28 protein-coding genes and 1 pseudogene are annotated in these 25214 nt (G+C 39.0%); 18 read left to right on the top strand and 11 right to left on the bottom strand.

Annotated features, from left to right (window positions below; all coding sequences use genetic code 11):
- Nucleotides 1-133: 133 nt before the first annotated feature.
- The 16 genes and pseudogenes from R3D71_06165 (at nt 134) to tnpA (ending at nt 14829) form a co-directional block, all read left to right on the top strand.
- Nucleotides 134-988, top strand: coding sequence for a lytic murein transglycosylase (locus R3D71_06165; protein MEZ5691230.1), 855 nt, complete (start codon nt 134-136; stop codon nt 986-988).
- Between the two features lie 11 nt (nt 989-999).
- Nucleotides 1000-2001, top strand: coding sequence for a septal ring lytic transglycosylase RlpA family protein (locus R3D71_06160; protein MEZ5691229.1), 1002 nt, complete (start codon nt 1000-1002; stop codon nt 1999-2001).
- Nucleotides 2001-2636, top strand: coding sequence for a dTMP kinase (gene tmk, locus R3D71_06155; protein ID MEZ5691228.1), 636 nt, complete (start codon nt 2001-2003; stop codon nt 2634-2636). Before R3D71_06160 ends, tmk begins: the two co-directional genes overlap by 1 nt.
- Complete coding sequence (locus R3D71_06150; protein ID MEZ5691227.1) at nt 2633-3691, top strand: DNA polymerase III subunit delta'; 1059 nt, start codon at nt 2633-2635, stop codon at nt 3689-3691. Before tmk ends, R3D71_06150 begins: the two co-directional genes overlap by 4 nt.
- Before the next feature lie 70 nt (nt 3692-3761).
- Entirely contained in the window at nt 3762-5330 is a 1569-nt protein-coding gene (gene metG / locus R3D71_06145; protein MEZ5691226.1) for a methionine--tRNA ligase, read from the top strand.
- Nucleotides 5331-5434: 104 nt separating this feature from the next.
- Complete coding sequence (locus R3D71_06140) at nt 5435-5698, top strand: type II toxin-antitoxin system RelB/DinJ family antitoxin (GenBank protein ID MEZ5691225.1); 264 nt, start codon at nt 5435-5437, stop codon at nt 5696-5698.
- Complete coding sequence (locus R3D71_06135; protein MEZ5691224.1) at nt 5698-5964, top strand: type II toxin-antitoxin system YafQ family toxin; 267 nt, start codon at nt 5698-5700, stop codon at nt 5962-5964. The genes R3D71_06140 and R3D71_06135 overlap by 1 nt, the downstream gene beginning before the upstream one ends.
- A 17-nt stretch (nt 5965-5981) precedes the next feature.
- Nucleotides 5982-6761 (top strand): TatD family hydrolase, encoded by a 780-nt coding sequence (locus R3D71_06130; protein MEZ5691223.1) that lies wholly within the window; start codon nt 5982-5984, stop codon nt 6759-6761.
- Nucleotides 6762-6783: 22 nt separating this feature from the next.
- Nucleotides 6784-7371: a hypothetical protein gene (locus tag R3D71_06125; protein ID MEZ5691222.1), complete on the top strand. Its 588-nt coding sequence runs from the start codon at nt 6784-6786 to the stop codon at nt 7369-7371.
- Nucleotides 7368-8147 (top strand): MBL fold metallo-hydrolase, encoded by a 780-nt coding sequence (locus R3D71_06120; protein ID MEZ5691221.1) that lies wholly within the window; start codon nt 7368-7370, stop codon nt 8145-8147. The genes R3D71_06125 and R3D71_06120 overlap by 4 nt, the downstream gene beginning before the upstream one ends.
- Before the next feature lie 41 nt (nt 8148-8188).
- Nucleotides 8189-8488 (top strand): hypothetical protein, encoded by a 300-nt coding sequence (locus R3D71_06115; protein ID MEZ5691220.1) that lies wholly within the window; start codon nt 8189-8191, stop codon nt 8486-8488.
- Nucleotides 8489-8499: 11 nt separating this feature from the next.
- Entirely contained in the window at nt 8500-9387 is an 888-nt protein-coding gene (locus tag R3D71_06110) for a hypothetical protein (protein ID MEZ5691219.1), read from the top strand.
- 64 nt (nt 9388-9451) lie between these two features.
- Nucleotides 9452-11536, top strand: coding sequence for a 3-phosphoshikimate 1-carboxyvinyltransferase (aroA, locus tag R3D71_06105; GenBank protein MEZ5691218.1), 2085 nt, complete (start codon nt 9452-9454; stop codon nt 11534-11536).
- A gap of 154 nt (nt 11537-11690) precedes the next feature.
- Nucleotides 11691-13604, top strand: a pseudogene (gene thrS / locus R3D71_06100) (threonine--tRNA ligase).
- Nucleotides 13605-13778: 174 nt separating this feature from the next.
- Nucleotides 13779-14294 (top strand): translation initiation factor IF-3, encoded by a 516-nt coding sequence (gene infC / locus R3D71_06095; protein MEZ5691217.1) that lies wholly within the window; start codon nt 13779-13781, stop codon nt 14292-14294.
- A gap of 103 nt (nt 14295-14397) precedes the next feature.
- Nucleotides 14398-14829 (top strand): IS200/IS605 family transposase, encoded by a 432-nt coding sequence (gene tnpA / locus R3D71_06090; GenBank protein ID MEZ5691216.1) that lies wholly within the window; start codon nt 14398-14400, stop codon nt 14827-14829.
- Nucleotides 14830-14870: 41 nt separating this feature from the next.
- Here tnpA and R3D71_06085 read toward each other — a convergent pair whose 3' ends face one another.
- The 5 genes from R3D71_06085 to R3D71_06065 all read right to left on the bottom strand — a co-directional run bounded on the left by R3D71_06085 (nt 14871) and on the right by R3D71_06065 (nt 18113).
- A complete protein-coding gene (locus R3D71_06085; protein ID MEZ5691215.1) occupies nt 14871-15800 on the bottom strand; it encodes a hypothetical protein in 930 nt (309 codons plus the stop codon).
- Between the two features lie 473 nt (nt 15801-16273).
- Nucleotides 16274-16681 carry a holin family protein gene (locus tag R3D71_06080; GenBank protein MEZ5691214.1) on the bottom strand — a complete coding sequence of 136 codons (408 nt, stop codon included), beginning with the start codon at nt 16679-16681 and terminating at the stop codon, nt 16274-16276.
- The gene (locus tag R3D71_06075; GenBank protein ID MEZ5691213.1) at nt 16678-17103 is read right to left on the bottom strand and encodes a hypothetical protein; all 426 of its coding nucleotides are present in this window, start codon (nt 17101-17103) and stop codon (nt 16678-16680) included. The genes R3D71_06080 and R3D71_06075 overlap by 4 nt, the downstream gene beginning before the upstream one ends.
- Nucleotides 17104-17187: 84 nt before the next feature.
- Nucleotides 17188-17901, bottom strand: coding sequence for a BRO family protein (locus tag R3D71_06070; protein MEZ5691212.1), 714 nt, complete (start codon nt 17899-17901; stop codon nt 17188-17190).
- The gene (locus R3D71_06065) at nt 17901-18113 is read right to left on the bottom strand and encodes a hypothetical protein (protein MEZ5691211.1); all 213 of its coding nucleotides are present in this window, start codon (nt 18111-18113) and stop codon (nt 17901-17903) included. Before R3D71_06065 ends, R3D71_06070 begins: the two co-directional genes overlap by 1 nt.
- 111 nt (nt 18114-18224) lie before the next feature.
- Between R3D71_06065 and R3D71_06060 the strand changes: the two genes are divergently transcribed.
- Together R3D71_06060 and R3D71_06055 are read left to right on the top strand one after the other, a co-directional pair.
- On the top strand, nt 18225-18377 hold the full coding sequence (locus tag R3D71_06060; protein ID MEZ5691210.1) for a hypothetical protein: 153 nt from the start codon (nt 18225-18227) through the stop codon (nt 18375-18377).
- An 8-nt stretch (nt 18378-18385) separates the two neighbouring features.
- Nucleotides 18386-19468, top strand: coding sequence for a tetratricopeptide repeat protein (locus R3D71_06055; GenBank protein MEZ5691209.1), 1083 nt, complete (start codon nt 18386-18388; stop codon nt 19466-19468).
- 5 nt (nt 19469-19473) lie between these two features.
- Here R3D71_06055 and R3D71_06050 read toward each other — a convergent pair whose 3' ends face one another.
- Genes R3D71_06050 through R3D71_06025 form a run of 6 tightly spaced genes read right to left on the bottom strand, consistent with a single transcriptional unit; the run spans nt 19474 to nt 25212 of the window.
- On the bottom strand, nt 19474-19665 hold the full coding sequence (locus tag R3D71_06050; GenBank protein MEZ5691208.1) for a hypothetical protein: 192 nt from the start codon (nt 19663-19665) through the stop codon (nt 19474-19476).
- A 5-nt stretch (nt 19666-19670) separates the two neighbouring features.
- Nucleotides 19671-22328: a hypothetical protein gene (locus tag R3D71_06045; protein MEZ5691207.1), complete on the bottom strand. Its 2658-nt coding sequence runs from the start codon at nt 22326-22328 to the stop codon at nt 19671-19673.
- Nucleotides 22329-22342: 14 nt separating this feature from the next.
- Complete coding sequence (locus R3D71_06040; protein MEZ5691206.1) at nt 22343-23146, bottom strand: hypothetical protein; 804 nt, start codon at nt 23144-23146, stop codon at nt 22343-22345.
- Nucleotides 23143-23493, bottom strand: a complete 351-nt coding sequence (locus R3D71_06035; protein MEZ5691205.1) for a hypothetical protein — start codon at nt 23491-23493, stop codon at nt 23143-23145. The genes R3D71_06040 and R3D71_06035 overlap by 4 nt, the downstream gene beginning before the upstream one ends.
- A 9-nt stretch (nt 23494-23502) precedes the next feature.
- Complete coding sequence (locus tag R3D71_06030; GenBank protein ID MEZ5691204.1) at nt 23503-24450, bottom strand: tail fiber protein; 948 nt, start codon at nt 24448-24450, stop codon at nt 23503-23505.
- Between the two features lie 3 nt (nt 24451-24453).
- Nucleotides 24454-25212, bottom strand: a complete 759-nt coding sequence (locus R3D71_06025) for a DUF2612 domain-containing protein (protein ID MEZ5691203.1) — start codon at nt 25210-25212, stop codon at nt 24454-24456.
- Between the last annotated feature and the right edge of the window lie 2 nt (nt 25213-25214).

Here is a 25214-nt window from a genome sequence, read left to right as displayed (position 1 = left end):
TTCCTAATTTCCTTATTTCTCTAGTTGCTCACGCAGAAATTTTTTATATTGGTAATATTATATTTGCTTTTTACGATGAGAATGTATTTATAATAGAGCGTCGTTATTAACAGCTATTGTGTATTCATTTTTTATGAAAAATATTTCTTTGTTATACTTTATTTCGCTAACTTTTATAATGATCATTGGCAGTAGCTTTAGTGGTTCCGCAGCTAGTGAATCTAGTAACAAATATCCATTTATAAAAAACACACAACCTCTTTCTGCATGGATTTCTGAACTTGATGAGGAGTTAAGAGGTAATGGTATATCAGGTAATTTAGTGAAAGATTCTTTTGATGGATTTACGCCGATTGAGCGGGTTATAGAGCTTGACAGAAAACAGCCAGAAGGAACTATGACGCTGGATGAATACTTAAAAAAAGTGATAAGCAAAAAGCGTATAGAAGATGGTCGTGCTGAGTTTTCCAGAAATAAGAAATCTCTGAATAAAGTAGCAAAGAAATATGGTATTCCGCCGGAAGTAATTGTCGCTCTTTGGGGAATTGAGACGAATTATGGGAGTAATATAGGGAATTTTAATACTATTCACGCTCTTGCTACCCTTGCCTATGATGGAAGGCGCAGTGAGTTTTTTAGAAAAGAGCTTATAAACGCTTTTAAGATAATGGAAGCTGAGAAAATGAATTCTGATGGGTTTATTGGGTCATGGGCTGGGGCGTTTGGGCAATGTCAGTTTATGCCGAGTAGTTATCTGCGCTATGCGGTTGATTTTGATGGTGATGGCAGGAGGGATATATGGGATACTCCTGAAGATATATTTGCCTCTATAGCTAATTATTTAGCAAAGGAAGGTTGGGATTCTAAATATAGTGGTGTTGGCAAGGAAGGTAGTCATAATTTTAATGTGGTATTGAGGTGGAATCGTTCGCGTTATTTCGCTACAGCGGTTTCTAATTTGTCAAAAGCGATAAAGGCGAGTAATTAGGAGGAAATAATATGTTATCTGTATTACGGTTAGAGAAAGTGAGGGTTAAGTTTGTTATGCGGTTGTTGGTGATTTTAGGAGCATTGTCTTTATTTACGGCTTGTGGTCAGATGGAAAGACAAAATCCAAATATAAGTCAAAATTTTACTAATATAAAGATCGGTAATCCTTACTCAGTAAATGGAAAAACATATTACCCTAGTCATAACCCAACTTACGACAAAATTGGTATTGCCTCGTGGTATGGGCCTGGATTTCATGGTAAAATGACCGCTAATGGTGAGGTCTTTGATGAGAATGATATTACAGCGGCGCATCCGACATTACCTATGCCGTCAATCGTTCGTGTTACTAATCTTAGTAATGATAAGAGTTTGGTGGTAAGAATAAATGATAGGGGGCCTTTTCATGATAACAGGATAATAGATCTCTCAAAAAGATCTGCTGAGATGTTGAATATAAAAGGACTTGAGACAGTTAGGGTACAGTATCTAGATGATGAGACCAAGCAATACATAGCGGATGTTATGGGAGGCTCGCCAAAAGTTGATATGGTTACTTTTAATGAGGATTATAATACTAAAATGAGAGAAGAAAATAAGATACTACTTGCTAAAATGGAGAGTGCTTCCGATTATTCAGTAAATGAGGGTTATTTTGATAATAATGAGATAAGTAATCATGCTTCTCTTCAGTCAGTGTCTAGTAAAGAGATTGATAGGTTAGATGGACCTGTTAATAATGGTCTATCAGCTAGAGAAAAAAAGTCGGATGTTGAATATATAGTAATGGCTGGCTCTTATTCTGTGGAAGGTAACGCCACTAAGTTGGTTGACTCACTTACTAGGCATAAGGATAGTAGTGACATGGTTGTGTTAAGTAAAGTTGAGGTTGATGGTAAGAATTGGTGGCGGGTTAATGTAGGTCCTTTTTACGATAAGGGTAGAGCGAATAGGGTGCTTAAAATAGTTCGTGATGAAGGTGTTGGCAGTGCCACTATAAAAGTTCGTTGATGTCATCAGGTAAATTTATAAGTTTTGAAGGTGGCGAGGGCAGTGGTAAATCCACGCAGTTGGGGCTGCTCGCTGGTAAACTTAATAAGACGAAACTTCCATTTATTATGACACGTGAACCGGGTGGTTCTAAGGGGGCTGAGGAAATACGTTCATTATTGGTTAGTGGTGATGATAGGAATTGGGAGCCGCTTGCTGAGACATTGCTATTTCAGGCGGCACGTTGTGATCATATAGATAAGGTTATAAAGCCGAACTTGCTAGAAGGTAAGACTGTTATATGTGATAGATTCGTTGACTCCACTTTGGTTTATCAAGGTATAGGTAAATCTCTTGGCAAGAATTATATAAAGTCTCTGCATAATATGTTATTTGGCAATTTTATGCCGGATCTTACGATTATTCTTGATATTAACCCGAAAGAAGGTTTAAGGAGAGCGAAAGGGCGTGGTGATGGTGAAGATCGTTTTGAAAGGCTTGCTATAGAGTTCCATAATAAAATAAGAGATGGATTTTTGGAAATAGCGGTAAGAGAACCGCAGCGTTGTGTTGTTCTTGACGCTACTAAGAAAATTGATGAGCTGCATAATATAGTAATCTCAATTATCAAGGAGCGTTGTGGTATAATGTTATGAGCTTTAATTCTATAACCCCACGTGGCAATAGCAGCATGTTTGGGCATGATGATGTGGCGAACTTGTTATTGTCAGATGTAGCATCTAGTAAGCTTTCTCATGCTATGATATTTTCTGGCGATAAAGGTATCGGTAAAGCGACGATGGCGTATCGTTTTACTAGGGCGTTACTTTCGGGAAACATGGATATGGAGCTGGCGGAGAATGATCCGGTGTTTCATCGTATAAACGCTAATTCTCACTCTGATTTGTTAGTAATAGAGCCGGTTTATGATGAAAAAAAAGGAGCTTTGGCGAAGGAAATAACTATAGAACAATCACGACTAATCGCCAGCAATCTGTCACTTACTCCAGCGGAAGGTGCGTGGCGGGTGGTTATTATTGACAGTGTTGATAATCTTAATAATAACTCAGCTAATTCTATACTTAAAATATTAGAAGAGCCGCCAGAGCGTACTGTTATTATATTAATATCACATAATATAGGTAGGCTGTTACCGACCATTCGTTCACGTTGTCGGGTGATTCCTTTCAAACCACTTTCGTACGATGACTTTGTGAGGGTAATAAATTTGCATGATGTTGATATAGATAGTAGTGAGTTATCCGTTCTTTCTGCTATATCCAAAAATAGTCCGTCACTGGCTTTAGAGCTCAAGGAAAATGGTGTTGTGGATATTTATGATACAGTGGCATCTTTAATATATTCTGAGAATAAGGCTGATATATTAAAATTTTGTGATAATATCTGGACTGGTAGCAAGGCTCATGCTAATTGGCGGCTATTTAACCATATTGTTCTTTGCTTATTGGAAAGAGTTGTTAAGAAGTCATCAGGGTATAGTGTTCAAGCAGTAAGTGATGCAGAGGAAGGGGCTTTGGCGAAGCTGTCATCACTTTATAGTGCTGATATATGGGCAAAAAAATGGCAGGAAGCGAGCGAGCAATTCGCTATAGCTGATAACTTGCATTTGGACTTACGTCAGGTAGCGTTTTTATTTTTTGAGTCACTACCCAGCCGTAAAAGTTTTTCTTTAAGAGAAAATGCCGCTTAGCTATTGTATTTTCTTATATTTACTATAATAGTGAAGTATTATTATACTAACTTTCTATATATTTGGATAAATGACCGATAATTTCTATATCACCACGCCGATTTACTACGTTAATGACAAGCCACATATTGGGCATGCCTATACTTCTATCGCTTGTGACGTGCTAGCGCGTTTTAACCGTCTTTCTGGTAAGAATGTTAAATTTTTGACTGGTACCGATGAGCATGGGCAGAAAGTTGAGAAATCAGCGCAGAATAGGGGACTTAAAACACAGGATTTTGTGGATGAGGTATCACAGACATTTCGTGAGTTAGCAAAGTTAATAAAGATAAGTAATGACGACTTTATTAGAACAACCGAGCCTCGTCACAAGCAAGCGGCGCAAGGCTTATGGAGCCAGATGCGTGAGAATGGTCACATTTATCTTGGCTCATATTCTGGCTGGTACTCAGTGCGTGATGAGGCTTATTATCAGGAAGCAGAATTGGTGGATGGTAAAGCTCCAACAGGGGCGGAAGTGGAATGGATAGAAGAGCCAAGCTATTTTTTTGATTTATCAAAGTGGCAGGACAAGCTACTGGAATATTATAATAAAAATCCTGAATTTATCGCTCCTGAATCACGACGCAATGAGATTATCAGCTTTGTAAAAGGTGGTCTTAAGGATTTATCAATATCGCGTACTAGTTTTTCATGGGGAGTGCCGGTTCCTGCCGTAGGTGAGGGTGATGATAGACATATCATGTATGTATGGATAGACGCGCTTACCAACTATATATCAGCACTTGGTTATCCGAATGAGCAGGCGGCTGATTATCAGGATTTTTGGAAAAATTCCTATTCAATGCATATGGTTGGTAAGGATATTTTGCGTTTTCATGCCGTGTATTGGCCGGCGTTCCTGATGGCGGCGAATTTGCCACTACCAAAACGAATATTCGCTCATGGTTGGTGGACGATTGAAGGCGAAAAAATGAGTAAATCACTGGGTAATGTTGTTGCTCCCGCGGAGTTAATAGAAGAATTTGGACTGGATCAGACACGCTGGTTTTTGATGCGGGAGGTAACGTTTGGCAGTGACGGTAATTTTTCGCGTGAGCGGATGATTTCGGTGATAAATAGTGAGCTTGCTAATAATATTGGGAATCTTACACAGCGCACGCTTAGCATGGTCGCTAAGAATTGTGGTGGCAAAGTGCCATCAAAAGACGGGGTGGAAGCCGATGAGCTGGATTTATCATTTCTGGATAAAGTTCATGTCACGAAAGATAATACACCGATGGATGTTTATAACAGATATATGAGCTGTCGGTTTAATGATATTATGGCGGATATTGTGGCGATAGCCAGTGAGGCGAACAACTATATAGATAGCAAAGCTCCTTGGAAGCAGAAGAAAATTGATGAGAGGTTAATGAACGCCACCTTATATCATTTGCTGGAAGCTATACGCTGTATTGCTATTATGATTCAACCATTTATTCCTGATTCTTCAAGTAAAATTCTAGATTTATTGGCAGTGTCGGAAAATGAACGTGGTTTTGAGTATCTGAAGCCAGAATACGCTATTAAATCAGGTGTGACTCTTCCGCCCCCTGAGCCAGTGTTTCCGCGCTTTGTAGAGAATAGAGGGGAATAGGGGGAGTAGATTTGGCGAAAGGAAACGATATATTGCTTATTTGGTAATTTTGTAGTATATTGTAATACAAATAATATATATTTGTAATATTTATAGAGGTTGCTATGGTAAATCAGGTTATACAAACACGAATTTCCAGCGAATTAAAGCAAGAGGCAGAGGCTTTGTTTAACAGCATGGGGCTCGGAATGTCGGAAGCTATTCGTATGTTTTTGCAGCAAAGTATAAATGAAGGCGCTATACCGTTTCAGCCACGCGCTAGACAACCAAATATGGACACGATAAATGCGATGAGGGAATTAGATGCAAAAAAGGGGGAGAAGTTAGATAGAGTGGAAGATGTCTTTGCTCAATGGCGTGATTTGTAATGTTAACTATCAGGCAGTCTACTTTATTTAAGAAAGACCTAAAAAGATTAAAAAAATCAGGGGTTGATTTATCAAAATTGGAACTAATTGTAATTAAACTGGTAAAAGAGGAAAAGCTTGATAAAAAGTACAGAGACCATATCTTGGTTGGTAATTGGAAAGGTTTTCGTGAATGCCATATAGCTCCTGATTGGTTGCTTATATATCGGGTAGAAGATGGTGAACTACAGCTTGCGCGGACGGGAAGTCACTCCAAGCTGTTTTAGAGTTATTTGAGAATATTATGCTTATTGATAGTCATTGCCATTTGAATTTCCCTGAATTTAAGGATGATATAGGCGCGGTTATAGCTCGTGCGAGGGATGCTGGAGTTGGCGTTATGCAAACAATATGCACCAAAATGTCAGAGTTTGAGGATGTTTATGCCATAGCGGAAAAATATGAGAATATATTTTGTTCGGTTGGTGTGCATCCGCATGAGTCTGGAAAGCAAGAAATTGCTTCTATTCAGGATATTATAGAGAAAACTTCATGTAAGAAAGTGATCGGGATTGGAGAAACAGGGCTTGATTATTACTATGAATATAGCGATCGGCAGGCACAAAAAACTAGTTTTATCAATCATATAGAAGCGGCAAGAGCAAGTGGTTTGCCGCTTATTGTTCATACCAGAGACGCGGAAGAAGATACGATAAATATATTAAAAAATGAAATATCAAAAGGTTATTTTAAGTTTTTAATCCATTGTTTTACGTCTACTAAGCAGTTGGCTGATATTTCTGTAGAACTTGGTGGCTATATATCAATTTCTGGAATTATAACTTTTAAGAATGCGCAGGCGATACGTGACGCTATTATTGATGTTCCCTTAGATCGGCTGCTTATAGAGACGGATTCACCTTTCCTTGCTCCCGTTCCGCATCGGGGAAAGCGTAATGAGCCATCTTACGTGGCGCGAGTGAATAAGGTTCTAGCGGAAATTAGGGGAATTTCAGAGGAAGAATGCGCCAAAATTACGACGGAGAATTTTTTCCGCTTATTTGATAAAGCGTATTTTCAATAAAGTTAACAAAATGGTATAATATATGCAGGACTCAATTCCAGAAAGGCGAAATTTGATGATAACGTCAATGGTCTTTATTATATATTTTTGGGGTGGTGGCAGGTTTGAAAACAATGAAATAAGGTTGCCTTTTATATCAGTACATTTTGAGAATATATATGTTCTGGCTATTTTATCTTGGATTACTTTAGTATTTTTTGCGCTAAGATTCTTGCAGTCAGAGGGAATAAGAGAAAAAAATGCTGTGCATTTCGCAGGTACTACAAAGGAGAAATACAACTATATCCGTGATACAATAGATTGGTTAAAAAAAGGAAGAGGTCATGGTTTAATAATAAAGGGTGTAGATGAAGGTAAGGATTTGGAATTAAAATTATTACCTTATGGTTATTTAAATAATATTTTTATAGATTCCAATTTTTTTTCTTATGTATTTCCATATTGCCTGTTTTTTATTGCGATACTGAGCGGATTTATAAAGCTTTTTACATCATATCATGTGTGTATTATCTTATTTAGCGTTCTTTTTTGTATGATATTGCTTTTTATTTCTATAGTTAAGGCTGATAAAATAGAGGTATATTTAGAGTATAAAGGTATAATAAAATGAAGATAACCGTACTTGGTTGTGGGCATTCGTTTGGGGTTCCGGTTATCGGTTGTGATTGTCCTGTATGCAATTCTGACAATCCTAAAAATACTCGTCTTCGGGCTTCTATATTTATTGAAATCAATGGGGTAAATATCGTTGTTGACACATCACCTGATTTTCGTCAGCAAATGTTATCGAATAACATAAAAAAAATTGACGCTGTTTTGTATACGCACGACCACGCCGATCATACGCATGGTGTTGATGATTTGCGACAATTCAATGCTTTACAAGGCGAAGCTATACCAATTTACGCTGACGCGTATACGATAGATTCTCTGAAGTCAAAGATACCATACGCTTTTTTGCCAAAACCTACTACCTCTGATGTATTGTTTCGTCCGACTTTAACTCCTCATACACTACCAGATTTGCCGGTTCACGAATTTGAGGTTAAAGGGGTAAAGATAACTGTTTTTCAGCAAAAACATGGGAAATTCACCTCTTTTGGTTATCGGATAGGCAATTTCGCCTATTCTACGGATGTAAATGTGTTGCCGGAGAGTGCCTTTGAAGCCCTAGCAGGGGTGGATTATTGGCTAGTTGACTGTTTGCGTTATACACCTTCTTATAGCCATTCTAATTTAGAAAATACATTGAAATGGATTGAGAGAGTAAAGCCAAAACATGCGATTTTAACCCATTTGGCGCATGAATTTGATTATGATATTTTGTCATCGGAAGTTCCTTCTGGTATCGTTGTTGCCTATGACGGTATGGTGATTAATGTATAGGAAAGAAGATTTATGAATAAAGAAAAAACAGTGAAAACGTTATGATAAACATAATCACTATAAAATCTCCTAACCCGTTTTTTTCTTATCTTGATGAAAAGAGCTTTTTCACGTGGCTGGAGTCTATAGACGGGGTAGTAAAGGTTGCAGGGTATTTAGATGAGCTAGATATTTCCCTTGATGTACCTTTGAGCGAAGAGAGTTTGCGAGATTTAATAGCTGTGATGCATCGCTATAATGTTGACAAAAAATGTTTGAAGGAATTTGTTACTCCTGAAAATAAGAAATGGTTTAAGGATAACAAAAACGCGTATTGGCATAACAGTATTTTTGGAGATTAGGGGTTTTTAATATGCTAAAACCACTTGAGAAGCATCGTTTGGTTGTTTTTGTATTATTAGGATTAGTTATTCAATTTTCCATTGTTTTCTATCTGCTGTCTTCTCTTAAAAACTCAGGTATGATAGGAGGAGTTATAGGTGGAGCAATCGTATATTACTACCTGATATTTTATCAATGGATTGGTTATTTATTACAGTTAATTATCACCTGGTTTATTTGTAAAAAGGAAACTTTGAAGGTCTTTGTTCTGACGTTGTGTTCTTTCTATATTTTGTTATTTGTCTATATAGGAATACATTCCTTTTTTAATGCCAGATATATTAGTAATCAGATGGAGGAAGATAAAAAATTCTATGCTGAGTTAGAAAAACTAAAGGCTGATTTGCCACAGAATATTAAAATTTCTTTTCCTGAGATTGTTTTTTTGTGTCCTTCAACCTCCGTTGATGGTTCTATAAAAGAGTATGAAAGCATTAATTTCAGCTTTTTAACTGATTTTACGGTAAGTGGAGAGTATTATGTGGATATTTATTATTACGACGTGGGCAAAGAAGTAAATAGGAGACTTTCATTTGATGTTCCAGAAAATGGGGAATATCTCATAGACTGGGAGCTTTCTGGTTACTATTTAGGCAGAAAATTTGTAAATTCCGGCAAGTCTTCCTTAGCTTCATCCTTGAATTCTGTACGTTTAGAACTGTATCACATGAGCACGTTAAAAGGTGATGGCAAGACTAAAATAAGTACAAAATTGTCTGACAAACAGTTTCTTTTATCTGATAAGTTGACTGTTAAGAAAATAAAATCTGCTATGATAAGTTCATCAGATTATAGATGCCCCATAAACTCAGAAATAAAGATAAGAAAGAAATTAAATATAAAAAATATGGAAAAATAAATATTATTATTCAAATATATATCTATTTTTTCCATAATATATATTATACGACAATAGGATTGATATGATCGGAAATAAAAAACAGAATATACCACGCACCCCTAAAACTAAGGATTTGGGCGCTATTGTGACTGATAAGAATAGAAAAAAACCTTTAATTTCAAAGCAGATAAAGTCATTTTGTGGCGAATGTGTTGTTGCTGGTGATAAATCAATTTCACACCGTGCTTTGATGCTTTCCTCACAGATTCTTGGCGTTACAAGAATTCATGGATTGCTTGAAGGTGAAGATGTTTTGCGTACTTCCGCCGCTATGTCTATGCTTGGTGTTCCGATTAAACGTGAATCTAGCGGTATTTACAGCGTTACTGGTGTTGGTGTTTCTGGTCTTTCTGAAAGCCCTGATATAATTGATATGAGTAATTCTGGAACTGGTATTCGCCTACTTATGGGCTTGGTCTCCTCTTATGAATTTACCACGTTCTTTACTGGTGATGAGAGCCTTAGAAGTCGTCCTATGAAACGGGTGATAACCCCCCTAACCCAGATTGGCGCTAGTTTTTACTCGCATAGTGGTGACAGGTTACCACTTGCCCTTAAAGGAGCTAAAAACCCTATGCCAATCAAGTATGAATCACCGGTCGCCTCCGCTCAGGTAAAATCAGCGGTGTTGCTCGCCGGACTTAATATCGCTGGTAATATGACAGTAATAGAAAAGCAAGCTACCCGTGATCACACGGAAAATATGTTGAGATATTTTGGTTTTAATGTTGATACACAAAAACTTGATAATGATTCTTTATCAATTACTTTAGAAAATAGTGCTATCACAAAGAAAAATAAGAAAAAAATATCAAATTATGAGATATACGTTCCCGCTGACCCCTCTTCTGCCGCTTTCTTAGTGGTTGCCGCTATTATTTGTAAAGATTCCAATATATTAGTGCGTAATGTTTGTGTAAATCCGTTGCGTACAGGTTTGTTTATTACTTTGAAAGAAATGGGCGCAAAAATCAGCTTTGAGAATGAACGGATTATCGCCGGTGAAAAGGTCGCTGATATTAGGGTAAAATCCAGTAAATTACACCCTGTTGACATCCCCCCCGAGCGCGCTCCATCTATGATAGACGAATATCCAATACTTGCTGTCGCTTGCTCTTTCGCAAGTGGTGAAAGTATTATGAGGGGGCTTTCGGAATTGCGGGTAAAAGAGAGTGATCGTTTGAACGCTATTATTGAGTCACTCACCGCTTGTGGAGTTAAAGCGTGGGCTGATGGTGATGACCTGCATATAGTCGCTGATGACTCTATTCCAAATGGAGGCGTGGTAATAAAAACTCATTTTGATCATCGTATAGCTATGTCATTTTTGGTTATGGGAATGGCAAGCAAAAACCCAATAACCATAGATGACGCTACCGCTATAGCAACCAGCTTCCCGAATTTTGTTGAGCTTTGCAATAGCCTTGGTGCCGCTATAACAGCCTCTGGTAGTCGTCCCTCTTCAGTTTTGCCAATAGTTGTTGCTATTGATGGTCCTGCCGCTTCTGGAAAAGGTACTCTTGCCAGAAGGTTAGCCGAGAATTTTAATCTTGATTATCTGGATACTGGAAGTCTGTATCGAGCGGTTGGTATGAGGCTAGTTTACGCCAAGAAAAACCCAGCGGATTTAGAGGAAGCAATAAAGGCAGCTGGTGAAATAACCATAGATGATTTGGTAAATCCTCGTTTGCGTCAAGAGAAGGTTGGGCAGGCTGCTTCTATTGTGTCCGCTTTCTCAGAGGTGCGTGATATTTTGCTTAAATTTCAACGTGATTTTGTGAATAGTTCACGTAATAATGGTAAAGGGGTGATACTTGACGGACGGGATATTGGAACTGTGGTTTATCCAATGGCGGATTTTAAGTTCTTCGTCACCGCTACTATGTTCGCTCGGGCTAAACGTCGTCATAAAGAGCTTGAGGGACAAGGAATAGAAGTTGTTTTTGATTCTGTGCTTGAGGATTTGCGTCAGCGTGATGAGCGTGATGAGCAAAGAGAGGTGGCTCCTTTGCGTCCTGCTGATGATTCATACATTATAGATAGCTCTAAGCTAGACGCTAGTGAGGTTTTCCAGATAGCGAAAGATGTGGTGATGGGAGAAAAATAGTTTTCTCTTTATTATTGCAAATTCACTATTACTTATTTATTTATAATGCTTTTTATTTTCAGTAGTTACATTGTAAATAGTGTTTCCTAATTATTTAAATTATAAACCGTTATGTTTGTTGTTACTGAATATTTTAAGAGAATGTTGAATATATATGCCGATAATTACCCTTCCTGATGGTTCTAAAAAAGAATTCGTTAGCCCTGTAACTGGTGAGGAGATTGCCGCAAGTATTGGTGCTGGTCTGGCTAAGGCGGCTTTGTGCGTGCGGGTTGATGGTGAGCTTAGAGATATTTACCTGCCGATTGAAAATGACTCTGAGGTTCAGATAATAACCTCTCGTGATGCTGATGGTCTGGAGCTTATCCGTCATGATACGGCGCATGTTTTGGCGCAAGCGGTAAAAGAGTTGTTTCCAGAGACGCAGGTTACGATTGGTCCAGCCATTGATAATGGTTTTTATTATGATTTCTCCCGCCCTACTCCGTTTTCTAGTAATGATTTAGAAGCGATTGAAGATAAGATGCGTGAAATTGTGGCTAGAGGTGATGATATAAGGCGTGAGGAATGGAAGCGAAATGACGCTGTTGATTATTTCAGGAGTATTGGAGAGGAATATAAAGCGGAGATTATAGCGTCAATTCCAGAAGAGCAGGTAATATCACTATATCGACAAGGTGATTTTATGGATTTATGTAGAGGACCACACGCTGCTTCTACATCTAAAATCGGTAAAGGGTTCAAGCTGCTTAAGGTGGCGGGCGCTTATTGGCGTGGTAACTCAAATAATGAGATGCTACAAAGGATATATGGAACGGCTTGGGCGAGTGAGAAAGACCTTAAAGCTTACCTTACCATGCTGGAGGAAGCGGAAAAGCGCGATCACCGTAAGCTTGGCAAGGAGCTTGATTTGTTTCATATAGAGGAGCATTCACCTGGTATGGTGTTCTGGCATGATAAAGGCTGGACTATTTATAGAGCTGTTGAGAATTATATTCGCTCAAAAATTAAAAAGGCTGGATATATTGAGGTAAAAACTCCGGTTTTGGTTGATAAGAGTCTATGGGAGCAGTCAGGGCACTGGGAAAAATTCCATGAGAATATGTTTATCTCGGAATCAAATGAGGAGCATGTGCTGGCGGTTAAGCCGATGAATTGTCCGTGTCATGTGCAAATTTTCAGGCAAGGTATCAAAAGTTATCGTGATTTGCCACTTAGAATGGCGGAATTTGGCTCATGCCACCGTAACGAACCTTCTGGAAGCCTACATGGTATTATGCGTATACGCGAGTTCGTTCAAGATGACGCTCATATTTTTTGCACTGAGGATCAGATAACTAGTGAGACTGTCGCTTTTTGTGATTTACTTAAAGATGTTTATAAAAGCTTCGGCTTTACGCAGGTAAGTGTAAAATTTTCTGACCGTCCTGAGGTAAGAGCCGGAAGTGATGAGGTTTGGGATAAGGCGGAGAACGCTCTTAAAGAAGCCGTCGCCGCTACTGGCCTTGATTGGGAATTAAATTCTGGTGAAGGAGCTTTTTACGGACCTAAGTTGGAGTTTGTATTAAGGGACGCTATTGGACGGGATTGGCAATGTGGCACCTTACAGGTTGATTTTGTACTTCCAGAAAGGCTAGAAGCTAATTATATAGCAACAGATGGTAGCAAGCAGCGTCCGGTTATGTTGCATCGGGCGATTTTGGGTTCAATTGAACGTTTCATTGGTATCTTAATTGAGGAATATTCAGGCAAGCTGCCAATGTGGCTTGCGCCGGTGCAGGTTGTGGTCGCTACTATTACCGAAGCCGCTGATGATTACGCGAAAGAAGTCTATGAAAGTCTGTTAGAGGTTGGAATAAGAGCGGAGCTTGATATATCTAGTGGTAAGATAAACTATAAGGTAAGAGAGCATAGTCTAAGAAAAGTACCGGTTATGTTTGTGGTTGGAGCTAAAGAAGCGGAAAATGGCGGCGTTTCTGTAAGAAGATTAGGTTCACAAGAACAGAAAACTGTTTCTTTTACAGAGGCAAAGGCAGGTATTTTAGGTGAAGTAAAAGTGCCACTTTAGTTATAATTACAGCCTACATTACTAATTTAGCCTTGATTTTTTGTGTATTATCGCTATGGAATTGATTTTTAACTTTTTTGAGTTATAATCGCTCTGTAGGATTTTCCTGTAGGTTTATGGTTTGTTGTTTTAATTTTAGGAGGACTGTTTGACTAAACTGTTATTAGGCTTATTATGAGTCGTGCTGATGAACCGCGTATTAATCGTGACATTATCGCTTCCTCAATTAGATTGATTGACGCGAGTGGAAATATGGTAGGTGTAGTTTCTGTACAAGAAGGTATTAAGCTCGCTGAGAGATCTGGGCTTGATTTGGTGGAGATTTCTCCCAATGCCTCTCCCCCAGTATGTAAGGTTCTTGATTACGGAAAATATCGTTATGAAGCGCAGAAGAGAGCGCATGAAGCCCGTAAAAAACAAAAAACCATTGTAGTAAAAGAGATAAAATTGCGTCCAATGATTGATAAACATGATTTGGAAATAAAAATGCGTAATGCTATCTCATTCTTAAATGATGGTGATAAGGTTAAGATTACGCTGCGTTTTCGTGGTCGGGAGGCGAGCCATTCGGAGCTTGGTATGAAAGTTATAAATCAGGTGCAAGAAATGTTAGCGGAACACTCTAAGGTGGAGCAATCCCCACGTATTGAAGGTCGGCAAATTTCCATGATGGTTATCCCTAATAAATAGCTTGATAGTAGTTAGCTATCTAACTTATTTATCCGCGTTCTAAGACCGCCTGCGTGAGCTGGCGGATGTAGCGCAGCTACAATCTTCCTGCTACAAATAATATATGAGTTACAGGAAACAAAATAACTGCATCTATCTATGTCACTATCACCTTGTTTTTGCGACTAAATACCGTCGTAAGATTATCAACGAAGGTGTTAGCGAATTTTTGAGGAATAGACTCTATGAAATAACGGAACATTATCCAGAAATAGATATTATGGAATATAATGATGATAAAGATCATATACATATTCTTGTGTCTATTCCTCCAAAGATGAGCGTAGGAGATGTTGTACGAATAATTAAGACGAATACAGCACGCAAAATCAAGGTAAAGTTTCCGTTTCTCAAAAAGGTGTATTGGGGTACAGATAGTATATGGTCGGGCAGTTATTTTGTTTCTACGGTGGGGATAAATGAAAAGATTATACAGCGTTATATAGAAAAACAAGGGCAGGAAGATTGTGGCCAAGCGAAGCTTGAACTAGAGTGAAACCGCCTGCGTAAGCTGGCGGAGATTCACTTGCTGAGTAATCATATAGTTACAGACTTATCTTTTTTTTGTAGCTGCTGGCTTTTGTCGGTATCTATTTTTTCCTGCCATGAGGAGTCGGTTAGGCTTTTTTCTTTCTTCAGTATATTTTCTACTTCTTTTTCCTTTACTCCAAACAACTTACCTATTGTTTTAGTCGCTGGAGAGAACATATTGTCGGCTGTCCATTTGTCCCATGAATGGAATTTTTCCGGCATGTATGCCCTTCCTCCAAGTAATATGCTGGCGCTAGTCGCCGCTCCTAGTGATTTATATAGTAGTAGATATGAAACTGGATGTTTGTTGCCGGTGATAAATTTTTGAGAGGCTATGTTTAGACCAACTGACGCTACCGTCCACACCGCCGCTTGTCCAAAATGCTTTACCTCATAATTATATATTTCATTTTCATATTCTTTTATTTTTAGAGAATTATTGTTTATCCCACTATTTTTAGCCCATTTCTTAGCGGCGATTCGCGCGCTATTTTTGTATTGATTGCCGAGAACTTTCTCCATGCTATCATTTAACCAATCCATAAATTTGGGGGTAAATCTCTGAAAGGCGATAGTCACTGGAACAGCTCCAATGTCACCGATCGCCTCTCCTATAATCCAGTGTTTCAATGAACCGCCAAAGGTCGCTTTTTCATCGCAAGGATGATGAGCGTCGCATTTATGGATATGTTTATGACGGTTATTATGGTCGTGATGACTATGAGCATGATTATCGCTAAGGTCATGGCTGTGATCATGGGTAAAATTACACCAGCTTGTATGTAATTTCTTTCCTAGATTTTTTTGTGACCAAGCGGCGACAAAAGGATCAATTATATCAGTAGTAGCGCATACTAGAGCATGGTTAATGGTATAGGCTATATCTTTCGCTTTTTCTTTCTCAGATTTCATTTTCTCACGGATTATAGCGTCCATGTTTATTCTTCCATATATATTTTGATAGGCTTATACTTAATTATTGCAATTTATTAACTTAGTCAATAGAGTTTTCATTATGTTATAACATAACATTATTTTATGCTCATATAAAATACTAAATGTCTCAAAAGCATGAAATGTACCTTGAGTTACAAAATAAAAAATATCAGAAACATGGGGTGGTGCCTCGAGCCGGCATAAACAACTTCTTTTATATCAAAATACTACTCTATTTTATTCGTAATTTTTTCGTAAAATATTGGCTATGTTAATTTTTTATCCCATACAGTATGGAGCGAAAAAATAACATACATCAAAAAAACTATAAAATCTTTACATATTTTTCTGACGTGTAAAAGTTTTGGTGTTTTTATTTAGCGCTAAAAATTACAGCTTATATAACAAACAATTACCAAGCGAATAGGTTCAACGCTGAACCTATCTTGAACTTATTTTGAACATATACACGGTCACTTGCTCACGCCCTTAATTTTTTCAGCGGTGCGTAAAGTGCCAAGACCTAACATTCCCATAAGAACGGTTAGCAAAGAACTCATATCAAACTGTGGCAGCTTAACTTCTACACCTTGCACCGCCATAATGAACACCAGCATGGGCTGGAAAACAAAATGATAGAAGAAGGCTATCCCGCATACCCAGCCAATAAAAGGTCGCCAGCCAGCAACAAATATAGACTTATGCGTGGCTTCCGTCTTGTTGACATCCGCCTGCATTTGCCTTGCCTGAAGGTGCAACTCCAGTTCTTTTAGGTCTAGTTCTTTTAGTCTCTCCTTCGCTTTTGCCGCCTCCTCCTTATCAGGTATCAGCTTATCTATAAGCCCGCCGACAATCTCAACTATTGGGAGTACAACGCTCATGATTCTATCCCCATTAATTCCCAGTGTCCCTTGTCCCACGCGTCATTGGTGGTTTTTCTTCCATCCATATTGAAGTCGCCGCCCCAGCGAACATGGATACCCATCTTATCGGCAATTGGAAATATCACCTGCGACAGATCAACAAAGCTCTGTATATCGTTCCAGTCTATCCACATTGCCCCGTTAGGCTTATATTTTACTGGAGCTATATCTATGGCAAGGGATGGCGTTTTATTGTGTTTGGAGTTAGGAAATTTTAACTTGCTCCTGCCTGTCATAAATGCCGTATTCTGCGCCAGCTTACCCCTGTGCCCACAAACAATGGTAAAATCCATTATTTTTATCGCCTCGTTCATCAAATCAATAAGATGCGGGTGACAGGTGTCACGACGCTTTTTGCTGGTATCGTTGAACTGTGGCATATCCTACCTTCTTTCTCTATCCCTATTTATTAAAAAACCCCGCTTGTTACGGCGGGGTCTAAAATGGTTAATTGGTTAATTTTCTTATGCTACAGCTTCCTGTGTCTGACTTCCGAAGAACTGTAAACCTTTCGGCGTTATGAAGGTCTGCGCCCTCTGCTTGTCATCAACGATAGTTACTTTTACGTCAAACAATCCTCGTTGTCGGTACTGAATGTAGGGCACTAAAGATTTACCCTGATAGAATAAATATTTTTCTTTCAGTTTGCGAATAAACAAATTAGGCTGCTTCCCTAACGCTCTGGCTGCGTTCTGTAAATTATACAAACCATCCGTGTTGGCAAAACTGTCATAGAAAGTTACTTTCGGCGCGTCCGTTTCTACTTTCTTCTCCAAAGCAATCACCTTTTCACTATAGGTTAATAATAGCCCACGCATCGCTGACGGGTCGTTGAGCAACTCAACAGGGTCTTTACCATAATGTCCTTTCTTACGGATGGAGGGGAGGACTTCATCAAACACCCATGATTCAAATCTTTCAGCAGCGGGTAATTTGCTTTTGGCGATTAGGCGATAAAGATTCCCTTCATTTATGTATGCCATTAATTGCTCACCACTAGATGTAGGGGTGTCACGTTTCGTGACGCCCCCCTCTCTACAATGTTTTGACAAAGCCTCCCTTGAATTTCCATATCCAAGAACATCACAAACATCTTTAGCGCAAAATAATGGTTCTCCGTTTTCGTCAATAATACGGATTTCAGCCTCGTCAAATTGCTGGATGATTAAATCAGACATTACGCAGCCTCCTTTTCAGATATATTATTGAATAAGCCGTTAAATTGTTCTTTGGTTAAATCCCAGAACTTGCCATTGCTCGCCTGTATCAGACGAACATCGCCGTTAAAACCTCTACTGCAAAGGTAGATTTCTCCGTTATTATCCTCAAACCCGCCATAATTGCCGGATTGTGTAAAGGCTTGTAATTTGCTTGCGATTGAATTATACATGATGTGTTCCTTGTTACTGTTGTTATAGATAAAGATTAGCATTTTCATCTATATCATGTACATGTCTTACATGTCAAGTATCAAGGAACATAACAAGTAAAGATTTTACCTATGGATAAGAGCGATAAAAAAAATAAATCTATTCAACTTCTTTTGTCAGAAGCTGAGTTGTCAGAAATTGAAGACTGGCGACATGAAAACCGTATCGGTAGTCGTAACGAAGCCATCCGCCAGCTTATCAAGCAGGGTATAGAGAAAAAATAGGTTGTGTTATGGCATTAATCAAATGCAAAGACTGCGGCAAAGAATTTAGCTCTGATGCTAAAAACTGTATACATTGTGGGGCTAATAAGCCTAAGGAGCGTGTCCGCACCTCTTGGAGTTTTTTAGCATCAGTATTTGGTTTTATGTTTCTAATAGCCATAAGTGGAAATAGCGGTAAATCTTCTAAAAACAACAGCTATAAAACTATGGAAGAAGAGAATATAGTTAATAGAGATGTAGAGCAACAATCCGATAAAACACATAATTTTGCTAACACAGTATGGCTAGCCGAACGAGGAGATGTTGAGGCGCAATCTATCTTATGCGTCGCTTACTACAGAGGAGTAAAAGATAATTATGATGAAATGGTAAAAATATCTAAAGAAAATTTACCAGCTTCAATATCCTTAGGAATTGGCTTTCTTGATGAAAATATTATTTCAGGAATGTATAATTTTGGTACTACAATAAAAAGTGATTTCGTCAAATCCGGAAAATGGTGTAAAGCGGCGGCTGAACAAGGAGACAAAATCGGTTCATATTTTTTAAGTGATATGTATGAATCTGAGTGCTGTGGATTTGATAAAAATAAAAAGTTATCATTAGAATGGCTGATGAAGGCGGCAAAGTTAGGTGTGGCGTCAGCTCAAGCACGTCTTGCTCAAAAATATATGAACGGAGAGGATGTTCCTAAAAATTATAAAAAATCTTTATACTGGTATCTTAAAGCGGCTAAACAAGGGCAATCTATCGCTCAGACAAGGCTTGGTTTTATCTATAAAGAAGGTAAAGCGGTTCCTATAGACTATAAAAAATCAATAGAATGGTTTGAAAAATCGGCAAGAAGCGATAAGTTTTTTGGAACCGCTCTTTTCCAGCTTGGTAAAATGTACATGTTAGGAGAAGGCGTTCCTAGTGATTTTGTTAAAGCCTATATGTATATTAGTATATTAGCGTCAAAAGGCTTGCCAGAGGCAAAACAATTGCTAGATATACTAGAAAACAAAATGACTCTAGCGCAAATAGAGAAGGCACAATCCCTAGCTAAGAATTGGAAGGCTGAAGGGAATACAAATTTATCTACAAAATAAGTTTTTTATTTTAGCGACTCTCGCGCGCCATAAGCGGCTATGGCTATAAGAGCAAGAACGATTACTCGCCAAACCAGCCCCCATACGCCTTTACCCAAATCTTGGTAAAACTGCTTAATAACTTTGTTTCTTAGAGCCTCAGTGATAGCGGCGACATCCGCATCCGTAAGATTACGGTTTTTGTTTTCTTCAGCCATAATCCTTACCACAAATTAGCTATCCTATGGGCGGTAAGAGTGCCGTAAGCACTAGCGGTACCGGTAGAAAAGTTAACTCTTACTACCAAGTAAATCGTGGCTACTTTACCGATTGGTACTTTTATTGTTTGCGTTGGCGCTAGTAATGTTTTAGTGGCGGTCGCTCCTGTATAAACATCTGGTGAGATATTGGTTGAGTCCTCATTACCAAAACCATTATCGGTTTGTGAGATGCCAGCTATAAACTCGCTAGTATCAGCAGAGCCAAGAACCGTTTTTATTATGCCTTGCACATTCCAAAGACCTGCTGGCAATTCTATACTGGTTACAGTTTTACCATTAGCTGTAGTAAGACTTACCGGTGCGGATGATGGCAATTTGCTTTGAATAATCTGTCCGATTATACCGTTTCTAGGATTGCTTAAATCTTTATTATATTTAAGAGTCGTCGGATTGGTAACCGCTCCCATATCAAGCCATAACGCGCTATAAGGTATTCCCGCCGTTGAATTAGCGTGGATTCCATCATCAGTGAATTTTACGCCAGAATAATAACCAAGAGTAAATTGTCCGGCGCTACGCCATTTCCATGACTCACTTGGATCAGCGACCAAAGCAGCTAGATCAATAAATCCATCTTGATTGGTGATTATAGAGCCGGTGCGGATACCGGTATTATAAGCTGCTACCCTGCCATTTTCTTTGTAATTATCATTTGATGGAGTATTTACGCCATCGGTTATAACTGCCGCTGACTGACCACCCGCTGAGGTAAATGTACCAGTGGTATGTGGTGGCACGGTAACGGCTATTGTTCTTTTAACGCCTTTTGCTTTAAGGATACCCATAATAGTATTATTATTGGCGGCAACCCTACTATCCTGATCGGAATAATTGTAAGAGCCAAAATCATTAACGCCAAGAGCGACCACCGCAAAATCAAGCCTTACATTTTTCGCCAGCAGCTCATCTATAAAAGCTAATTGCTGCGTGTTATTAGCCAGCCACCCAATTGCTGATTCACCATTTACTGAAAAATTAATGAATCCTGCCTCATTGTTAATAGCTACCTCATAAATACTATTATTGCCATTAAGGTCAGGATTACCGGCGACTCCTAGACTATCCGTTATTAATATTCCACTTTGCACCGTGTCATTTTCTCCAGCTTCAGCGAGTATTGCTTGTGGCGACCATATAGCCTGATTCGCCACACCAAACCCGCCACTGCTGCCACCACCAATAAAGAGCGGAGGCAAGGATTGCGCGTCATGACCACTACCTTGAGACGACATAACAATACTACTTACTAAACCACCTGACATCGCGGCATATCCGCTAGCGGCGGTTGTCGCTTTATACAAAGAACCCGCTTGATTTACACCCGCCTGACCGTACCAAGCGGATACATTAAGCGCACCCGCGTATAGCGCGCCAATGCCATTAAGCGTATTGCTACCCACTTGCCCTTTAGTCGCTGACTGAATGGCTCCAGCATTTACATTAGCTGGAGTAAGTGGGAGGATGGTCGCCGGAAGTATCCCGCCCGGCAAATCCACGCCCATCGTATAATCTTTCCTATTAGCATAGGTTTGCCCAATTACACCCGCTCCATTACCATTTAACGCTGGTGTGGTCGCGTTATACACCCAGTTGTAAACTCGTCTTGAAATACCCCCAGAAGTCCATGCGCTGTAACCTGTAGAATTAACAGCAGCATCAGCTATTGTAGTTATCTCAAAAGTATTTGCTAAAGTGTCAAGGTTAGCGACTTTGTAAGCTGTAAATCCATTTGTAGCATAATTTAGTTCAGTAGTTCCGCCTACCGATTCAAACCTTATTTTATCACCATTTTTTGGGGCAACTCCAGAATATGTTATTACTGTGTTAGCACCTCTGTTGATACCAGCTACAGTCACAACTGAGGAGTCAGCGTCCGCCGCTTCCATGTCAGAGTTTATCCAAAATAATGTGTGCGGTGGGATATAAACATCGCCTTTACCAACAGCGGTTCCCCACTCCTTCGCCATCGTACCGCTAACTTGTCCATTAAATAGTAGCTGGTGGTATTTATCAGCTACTAGAATTCCTGCGGTTATATTTATATCATGAAAACCATTACTTTCTTGATTAGTGCCAAGATAACCATTTTTCCACAATATTTCTTTTAAGAACACCCCCTCTTTCCCAGTTTTGTGCGGTGAGCGATAATTTTGTACCGGATTAGTGCTTTCAGCAAAATTATTCGGCAATGCGCAGTTATTAGCGATTAGCTTGAGCAGTGGTTTTTTTGAGATAGCATAAGGAACATCGTTTGTGCCATCACCACTAATTTCAATACTGTTTCCCGCTGATACTTTGCCAGCGATACTACTTACAGTTTCGGCGTTACCGGAAATATCAGTTTGGTCTCCGGTGTTAACCCCAGATGTTTGTTCTAAAGCAGCTCTCTCTTCGTCGGTTAAAGCATCGGCATAAGTGCCATCACCTCTTAAGAATTTATTTTTATCAGCAATAGTTGGAGCTGGCACAAGCCCTTTGCTTCCATCAATTTCGTCGGTTGCCCCGATCATTGTGTTTACACCGCTTAAATCAAGTGCATCTGCATCTTTTAATTCTTCTAACTGCCCACCTGTTTGGACTAACGGTTTTTTTGTTGCCATAGTAACCCTCTTTTTTAAGCTATTGTAATTATTGGATTCGGATTAAAAAATATTTCAGTAGCGCTTAATGCCGTTCCTATTTCTTGAATTATGTATCCTGAAGTAGTAGGGGCGGTGTTAATAGGCTGTCCATTTTCGCCAAGATAAATGGTTGCTCCTCCAGTAAATCCGCTGAGTCCTGTTATTTTGCCATTTAGAAAAATTACGGCTATACTGTTAGCTGCAGCAGCCGAAAGAACAAAACCATGCGCTTGCCTGTCTTGAGCGTTATTTGCTTTTCTGGCTTTTGTTGTTCCATTATCATTAAAAATATTCACTAAATCTCCGGCTGCAAGATTTTCGCTTGCTACCATTTTCTGCGATACCATATCCTCATCCCCTTCAAGTAAAATTGAGTCGCTTATCCGCACTAATATTTTTGTATTGCTTAAAACTATCCCGACTTTAACTAGAACTAACGCTTCATCCGGTGCGCCCTGCACTATCTCACCTGAAGAATCAAGAAATAGCCTTAAATCTTTATCTAAATCCCAATCCCAATCAAGATTTGTAACTTCGTTGCCGATGGATATTTCTGCGCTATTGCCAGCACTAGCCGCCTCTAAAGTCATTCCAACTATTTTATCGGCGGACTCAATTGCATTTTTGTCGGCATAAAAAGCTTTTAGATCTAGTGGGTTTTTGTATACAATCTTAAAAGCTGCTAGATCCTCACCAGCTATCAAGCTTAGGGTACTACCGCTATTGCCTGTATCCCCCTTCGCTCCTTTTGCTCCACGATACTCCGTGACTATTTTCACAATACATTTATCACTCATCGCGTAACTTCCCTATTGATGGTAATAATTCCTTCAAAATAACGACTTACATTTCCACTGAGGCTGGTAATCTCAAAATCATAAACACCTTTATAAATTTTTAGGGAGGAAGTTAATTCTTTGTTAAATATGATTTCAATCGTCCCTTCATTTCCACCCAAAATTACACCACCATTTTCTGTGGTTAGCTCTAAAAAGGCGCTTGAAGAATCTACGCCTTGCCTAGCCTGTAGCTTTGCGCTGCATCCAGTAAAATCTTCAGGAATCCCATCAGGGTCGGTTACCAAAAAATCTTTAATATCATCAGAACCTTGAATCACCTCAATATCGTATTGCGCTGGAATCATACCGTATACCTACAATACCCTGATTATTTTGTTGGTTACCATAGTAGGAGGGAGAATGCTAAAAGCGTCGCCACTTCCAGTCGTTCCTGTTGTTTCAGCAGCAGCTTGGCCACCACCTGCGGCAAGAAAGGTTTTGACCGGACCCGTTCCAAGTTGAGGTGTATCGCTTAAAATTAAATTACCTATATCGTGATCATGCGATGGAAGCTCTGATTCAGTGAGTGTGTGTGTTTCAGATCCGCCGGTTTCTCCTAAAACGGTGCCATCTACACCACCACCTGAAGATGTAATTCTTCCTGCGGAAGTCCCGCCCATATCGTCTTTACCAACGTCAAATATGCCGCGTCTGTCGGGAATGTTAAAGGTGGTAGAGCCGTCACCAACCCCAAACGTAGTACCTATCGCGGCATATAGATCAGAATATGTAGTCCTACTTATCGCTCGTCCATCACAAAACATCCAGTTTGCAGGCTCAGTAGAACCGTCATAAGAAATAACCCCACCTATAGGAATCACTCCTGCTGATTCAACATTTATATTAACTAAATCAGCTAAATCACCTAAATATAACCAATTTGAATCACTGGTTGCGTCGGGGATAGAATTGCCGATATTTCCATTAATTTTTGATTTATACAGTTCTGTTGCTTCTGATTTTTTAACAACAGACCCTATCCTATACTCAGTCTCAACATCCCACTCTGGAATACCCTCTTGAAACAAGTAAGACAGCTGGTAGGTGTTAATATAGTTTAGCGCCTGAAATTCTTCTAAAGCTGGTAGTTGTCTACCGCTGATTACAGCATCAGTCCAGCCGTTAACAAAGGCGGTAAGGGCTTGCAGCACGTCTAAGTCCTGACTTTTTACTTTAGTTGTAGCTTGCAGGCTGCCAAATTGCCCATTATTATTTGCGTTACCGGCAAATATTTTTTGATGTTTTCTTTCTAAAGTAGCCACTTTCTATTCTCCGTTATTAACTTTGTTAAAATCAAGTGACGCGCCAGACTTTTCAAAGCCTGAATCGTAATCAGTAAATCCTGTTATATTGATGTTTGCGCTATTGTTGTTCTCGTATCCGGTAAAAGCAAAGAATGGGGATTCTTGCGCTATATACCCAATACTTACCCCCATAGGTCTCGGCATTACCTGCTTAAAAATGGCGGCTTTTATAACTTCTTCTAATTCCTTAGGGATAAAGTAATAAACATCCATTTTCCCGTCGCTACTAGGAATTACGGTGCTGCCAAAAAAGTTATAAATGGAATCATCTATTGATTTATGCGAATGATTAGAATGATTTTGTATTATTTTCAGCTTAATTAAGATTCTATAACTATCATCGTTCAATCTAAAATTAGCCTGAATAACATCATTATAATCTAAAGTTCCGTTTGATATTGCATCGTCCGAATTTGAATAATTAACAAACCCAAATTTATTAACATCTATAATTTCTTCATCGTAATTAGTAACAGCAAAATAATTTTTTAAGTCCTGATTTTTGTAAAATCTATCTACACCGACATATTTGCCTAGAATATCTAGTTGTCTGCCCGTCGCCGTATCAACATTATAAGCGTCTCTAATGTCTTGTAATATTCCATTTGCTAGTAACTCGCTAACAAACAGCTCTATAATAGCTCGCGCTTTTGGTTTGGTCGCATATTGTATTATTAGCAGATTTATATATCCGCTTACAATATTGCCAATATCAGCCATTA

This window comes from Rickettsiales bacterium, assembly GCA_041396965.1.
Lineage (GTDB): Bacteria > Pseudomonadota > Alphaproteobacteria > Rickettsiales > SXRF01 > SXRF01.
The sequence above is the reverse complement of the archived record's forward strand: the minus strand, read 5'-3'. Positions and strand labels throughout refer to the sequence as shown.

What these genes read in the sequence shown, in the direction of transcription:
- R3D71_06055 (MEZ5691209.1), top strand. Translation starts at nt 18,386, where the DNA reads ATGGCATTAATCAAATGCAAAGACTGCGGCAAAGAATTTAGCTCTGAT.
- R3D71_06130 (MEZ5691223.1), top strand. Translation starts at nt 5,982, where the DNA reads ATGCTTATTGATAGTCATTGCCATTTGAATTTCCCTGAATTTAAGGAT.
- metG (MEZ5691226.1), top strand. Translation starts at nt 3,762, where the DNA reads ATGACCGATAATTTCTATATCACCACGCCGATTTACTACGTTAATGAC.
- R3D71_06080 (MEZ5691214.1), bottom strand. Translation starts at nt 16,681, where the DNA reads ATGAGCGTTGTACTCCCAATAGTTGAGATTGTCGGCGGGCTTATAGAT.
- R3D71_06135 (MEZ5691224.1), top strand. Translation starts at nt 5,698, where the DNA reads ATGTTAACTATCAGGCAGTCTACTTTATTTAAGAAAGACCTAAAAAGA.
- R3D71_06050 (MEZ5691208.1), bottom strand. Translation starts at nt 19,665, where the DNA reads ATGGCTGAAGAAAACAAAAACCGTAATCTTACGGATGCGGATGTCGCC.
- R3D71_06150 (MEZ5691227.1), top strand. Translation starts at nt 2,633, where the DNA reads ATGAGCTTTAATTCTATAACCCCACGTGGCAATAGCAGCATGTTTGGG.
- R3D71_06045 (MEZ5691207.1), bottom strand. Translation starts at nt 22,328, where the DNA reads ATGGCAACAAAAAAACCGTTAGTCCAAACAGGTGGGCAGTTAGAAGAA.
- R3D71_06035 (MEZ5691205.1), bottom strand. Translation starts at nt 23,493, where the DNA reads ATGATTCCAGCGCAATACGATATTGAGGTGATTCAAGGTTCTGATGAT.
- R3D71_06125 (MEZ5691222.1), top strand. Translation starts at nt 6,784, where the DNA reads ATGCAGGACTCAATTCCAGAAAGGCGAAATTTGATGATAACGTCAATG.
- R3D71_06115 (MEZ5691220.1), top strand. Translation starts at nt 8,189, where the DNA reads ATGATAAACATAATCACTATAAAATCTCCTAACCCGTTTTTTTCTTAT.
- aroA (MEZ5691218.1), top strand. Translation starts at nt 9,452, where the DNA reads ATGATCGGAAATAAAAAACAGAATATACCACGCACCCCTAAAACTAAG.
- infC (MEZ5691217.1), top strand. Translation starts at nt 13,779, where the DNA reads ATGAGTCGTGCTGATGAACCGCGTATTAATCGTGACATTATCGCTTCC.
- R3D71_06075 (MEZ5691213.1), bottom strand. Translation starts at nt 17,103, where the DNA reads ATGCCACAGTTCAACGATACCAGCAAAAAGCGTCGTGACACCTGTCAC.
- tnpA (MEZ5691216.1), top strand. Translation starts at nt 14,398, where the DNA reads ATGAGTTACAGGAAACAAAATAACTGCATCTATCTATGTCACTATCAC.
- R3D71_06165 (MEZ5691230.1), top strand. Translation starts at nt 134, where the DNA reads ATGAAAAATATTTCTTTGTTATACTTTATTTCGCTAACTTTTATAATG.
- R3D71_06120 (MEZ5691221.1), top strand. Translation starts at nt 7,368, where the DNA reads ATGAAGATAACCGTACTTGGTTGTGGGCATTCGTTTGGGGTTCCGGTT.
- R3D71_06025 (MEZ5691203.1), bottom strand. Translation starts at nt 25,212, where the DNA reads ATGGCTGATATTGGCAATATTGTAAGCGGATATATAAATCTGCTAATA.
- tmk (MEZ5691228.1), top strand. Translation starts at nt 2,001, where the DNA reads ATGTCATCAGGTAAATTTATAAGTTTTGAAGGTGGCGAGGGCAGTGGT.
- R3D71_06060 (MEZ5691210.1), top strand. Translation starts at nt 18,225, where the DNA reads ATGGATAAGAGCGATAAAAAAAATAAATCTATTCAACTTCTTTTGTCA.
- R3D71_06085 (MEZ5691215.1), bottom strand. Translation starts at nt 15,800, where the DNA reads ATGGACGCTATAATCCGTGAGAAAATGAAATCTGAGAAAGAAAAAGCG.
- R3D71_06070 (MEZ5691212.1), bottom strand. Translation starts at nt 17,901, where the DNA reads ATGTCTGATTTAATCATCCAGCAATTTGACGAGGCTGAAATCCGTATT.
- R3D71_06065 (MEZ5691211.1), bottom strand. Translation starts at nt 18,113, where the DNA reads ATGTATAATTCAATCGCAAGCAAATTACAAGCCTTTACACAATCCGGC.
- R3D71_06040 (MEZ5691206.1), bottom strand. Translation starts at nt 23,146, where the DNA reads ATGAGTGATAAATGTATTGTGAAAATAGTCACGGAGTATCGTGGAGCA.
- R3D71_06110 (MEZ5691219.1), top strand. Translation starts at nt 8,500, where the DNA reads ATGCTAAAACCACTTGAGAAGCATCGTTTGGTTGTTTTTGTATTATTA.
- R3D71_06140 (MEZ5691225.1), top strand. Translation starts at nt 5,435, where the DNA reads ATGGTAAATCAGGTTATACAAACACGAATTTCCAGCGAATTAAAGCAA.
- R3D71_06160 (MEZ5691229.1), top strand. Translation starts at nt 1,000, where the DNA reads ATGTTATCTGTATTACGGTTAGAGAAAGTGAGGGTTAAGTTTGTTATG.